At 71.9% G+C, this 3,813-nt stretch carries 3 protein-coding genes; 2 read left to right on the top strand and 1 reads right to left on the bottom strand.

Annotated features, from left to right (window positions below; all coding sequences use genetic code 11):
- Nucleotides 1-1,043, top strand: a 1,043-nt coding sequence (locus HR086_RS45420; RefSeq protein ID WP_174468771.1) for a methyl-accepting chemotaxis protein, incomplete at its 5' end; no start/stop codon positions are given.
- Here HR086_RS45420 and HR086_RS45425 read toward each other — a convergent pair.
- A complete protein-coding gene (locus HR086_RS45425) occupies nucleotides 1,027-2,505 on the bottom strand; it encodes an ATP-binding protein (protein ID WP_174468772.1) in 1,479 nt (492 codons plus the stop codon). The genes HR086_RS45420 and HR086_RS45425 overlap by 17 nt on opposite strands.
- A 90-nt stretch (nucleotides 2,506-2,595) precedes the next feature.
- Here HR086_RS45425 and HR086_RS45430 point away from each other — a divergent pair.
- Nucleotides 2,596-3,813, top strand: a 1,218-nt coding sequence (locus HR086_RS45430) for a hypothetical protein (RefSeq protein WP_174468773.1), incomplete at its 3' end; no start/stop codon positions are given.

A 3,813-nucleotide genomic window follows, 5' to 3' on the forward strand; every position in this document is an offset into this window, starting at 1 on the left:
TGGGTGGGTTGCTGCTGTTGCCGGGCATCACCACGTGGATGCTGGCGCGCCGTCAGGCGCGGGCGGCGGAGGCGGTGGGACAGGCCATCGAGTCCGTGGCGGCGGGACGCGTCGTCGCGCCCGCGTGGGTGTCCACCGACGAGGTGGGGGACCTGGCGGCGGGGATGAACGCGGTGCTGGCCCGGCTGCGACAGCTTCCGCTGGCGCTCCAGGCGTCGGCCGCGCGGCTGGGCGAGGCGGGCAGCCACCTGCGCACGGCCAACGATGAGCAACAGCAGAGCTTCACGAAGCAGGCCGCCGCGCTGCATGAGGCGCAGGTGACGTCGGAGGAGATTCGTCGCACGTCGCGCATGGCGGCGGACCGGGCGGACGCGGTGCTCCAGGTGGCGAAGCGCGCGGAGGAGCTGGGCCTCAAGGGCGAGGCGGCGGTGGAGCGCAGCGTGGCGGGGCTTGCGGACATTCGCGGCGCGGTGGACGGAATCCAACAGCGGCTGGCGAAGCTGGCGGAGAGCACCACGCAGATTGGCGACATCACCGAGACGGTGAAGGACCTGGCGGCCCAGTCCCACCTGCTCGCCGTCAACGCGGCCATCGAAGCGGCGCGCTCGGGAGAGCAGGGCAAGGGCTTCGCGGTGGTGGCCCGGGAGGTCCGCGCGTTGGCGGACCAGTCCATCCAGTCCACGCAGCGCATCCGGCGCATCCTCCAGGAAATCACCGAGGGCATCCGGGACGCGGCGAGCATGGGTGAGCAGGGCGTGCGCACCATCGGCACGGGGTTGGACCAGATGCGCTCGTCGGGAGACTCGCTGCGCGAGCTGTCGCTCATGTCCCAGGAGAACTCGGCCGCGGCGCGGCAGATCGCCGCCGCGGTGACGCAGCAGAACGCCGGCATCTCCCAGATTTCCATCGCCATCGCCGACCTGTCGCAAATCATGGACGCGACGATGAAGCGGCTGGAGTCCACGCAGGAGGCCACGCGCTCGCTGGCCCATGTCTCGGGCGAGGTGGGGCAGATGGCGCGTCAGTTCAACGTGGCGAGCTGACGCCCGAGGGCCTCAAGGGCAGCGTCAGGGTGAACGTCGTGTCGCCCGGCGCGGACGTCAGGTGCAGCTCTCCCCCGTGCGCGCGGGCAATCTTGCGCGCCAGGGGCAGGCCCAGGCCGGTGCCCTTCTCGCGGGTGGTGAAGAAGGGCTCGAAGATGCGCTCGCGCTCGGCCTCCGGCACCCCCGCGCCGGCGTCGTGGACGCGGATGGCATAGCGCCCGTCGTGTTCGGCGCCGGAGATGCGCACGCGGCCTCCAGCGGCGGAGGCCTGCACCGCGTTCTTCACCAGGTTCAGCAGCGCGGCGGTGAGCAGGCTGCCGTCGGCCTCCAGCACGGCGGGCGTGGCGTCCACCTCCAGCGTCACGTCGCGCATGCTGGCCTCCGCGGAGGACAGCTCCTGGACGACGGAGAGCAGGGCGGGGGCCTCCACGGGGGCGCGGGCCAGGGGCTGCTCGCGCGCGAAGGCGAGGAAGTCCTCGACGATGCGCTGGAGGAAGGCGACCTCTCGCTGGATGCGCTCGACGTGCTCCTGGGCCTCCTCGTGGGCGCCCGCGCGCAGGTCCTCCTGGAGGATGCCGGAGAACAGGGCGATGCCGCCCAGGGGGTTGCGCACCTCGTGGGCCACGCCCGCGAGCATCATCTTCAGCTGTCGGTCCCGACTCTCCAGCGCGCCGCGCATCACCTCCAGCTCACGGGCGAGCACGCCGATTTCGCGCGTGGGCTCTGGAGGCACGGGCGTGGTGAGGTCGCCCCGGCCGATTCTCAGCGCGGAGTCCATCAGCCGGCCGAGCGGACGCGCCAGCCCCCGGGCGGTGAGCAGCGCGATGATGGCGAGCGCGGTGAGGGCCAGCGCGCCCATGATGACGAAGGTGCGCGACAGGTGCTGGAGCGGGCCGAAGAACGCGGCGCTGCCCTCCACGCCCACCGCGCCCACCACCTTCCCGGCGTGGACGATGGGGGCATAACCCGTCTTGTACAGCCGCCCATCCGAGCCGGTGAAGAGGACCTGACTGGCCGCGTGCTCGCCCGCGAAGACCCGCGCCAGCTCCAGCCTGTCGCGCGCCAGCTCCGGCACCTCCGAGCCCACTGGCAGGCCGCCGCCCACGTCCGCGCGCACCCGACCCTGGACGTCCACGGCGAAGACGCGGCGCGCGCCGCTGGCCTCGCGCACGCCTTCCAGCAGGCGCACCAGGTTGCGCCACGTCCGGGTGCCACCCGAGTCGTCGCCGGCCTCAATCGTGAGCATGCGCTCTCCGTTGAGCTGGCTGGCGGTGGCGGCGGCGATGTTGGAGAGGCTGGTGCCCAGCTCCTCCTCGAGGATGGAGCGCGCCAACTGGTAGACGGCCGTGCCCGCCACCGCGACGAAGAGCAGGGTGGGGACGAGGAACGCCGCCAGCAGCCGCGTCGACAGCAGGCCGGGGAGCTCTCTCCACGGGAAGGCGTTTCGTCGCTCCGCGCTCATGCGTGGCGCGGACTCTAGCCGAGCGCCCCCGTGCGCGGTCCGTCTTCGAGCGGACGTCCCTCATCTGGTAGAAGCCCGAGGCACCCTCGCATGCGCTCTCTTTCTTCGCCCCGTCTCCGTGAGCCCCTGGTCGTCCTGGGCGCGTCGGTCGTCGCCACGCTGCTGTTCTTCCACCGGCTCCTCTCGACGGGCGGCGCGCTCTGCGAGCGGGACATGCTGCGGGTGTTCGCCCCGGCCAAGGCGTTCTGGGCGCACGCGGTGAGCCAGGGCATCTGGCCCGGTTGGTATCCCTTCAATGCACTGGGACAGCCCTTCGCCGGCGCCACCGTCACGGGAGTCTTCCATCCGGCCAACGTGCTGGCGCTGCTGTTCGACGGGCCCGGCGCGCTGACCGCGATGTCGCTGCTGTGCTACCCGCTGGCCGCCACCGGGACGTACCTCTTCCTGCGGGCCCGTGATGCTTTCCCCCTCGCCGCCGCGCTGGGCGCCCTGGCCTTCGCCCTGAGTGGCTACCTGGTCAGCCTCACCAACAACCTGCTGTACCTCCAGGCCGCCACCGCGTTGCCCTGGCTCCTGCTCATCGCGGACTCGGTGCTGGCACGCGGCTCCTGGTCGATGGCGGGCGCGCTGGGATGTGTCCTTCCGACGGTCCTCTTCGCGGGAGACCCGCAGGGCTTCACGGTGTGCGGCGCCACGGTGCTCCTCGTCGTGGTGCTGTGTCCGCTCGGTGCGGGTGTGACGCGTCGTCGGGTGCTGCTCGTCACGGGGACGGGACTGCTGCTCGCGGCGCTGGTGGCCACCGCGCAGCTCTGGGCCTCCGCGTCCGTGCTGGGGGAGACCTTCGCGGAGCGCCGCACCGCCGAGTCCGCGCAGCTCTGGTCGGTGCATCCGCTGCGGTTGCTCGACCTGGCGGTGGGCAATGTCTTCGCGCTGGAGCCGCCTCTTCGCGGCCCCGTCGCCCAGGGACTGCTGGGCATGCAGACGACGGACTTCTGGGCGCGCTCGCTCTATGTCGGGCTGCCGGTGTTGTTCCTGGCGGGCGTGTGCGTGGTGGCGCGTCGCCGGGAGCGCTGGGTGCAGGTGGCGGTGGGCTTCTCGGTGCTGGGGTTGTTGCTGATGTTCGGCAGACACACGCCCCTGTATGGCTTTGTCCATGACCTGGTTCCTCCGTGGCGGGCCTTCCGCTATCCGGAGAAGCTCACGGTGCATCTATCCTTCTGGCTGGCGGTGCTCGCGGCGTGGGGGGCCCAGGACCTGTTGGACCGCGCCTGGGGCGGACGTCGTCGCGCGGGCTGGGGGCTGGTGGGC

Origin of the sequence: Myxococcus sp. CA039A (assembly GCF_013336645.1) — a bacterium.
Classification (GTDB): Bacteria; Myxococcota; Myxococcia; order Myxococcales; family Myxococcaceae; genus Myxococcus; species Myxococcus llanfairpwllgwyngyllgogerychwyrndrobwllllantysiliogogogochensis.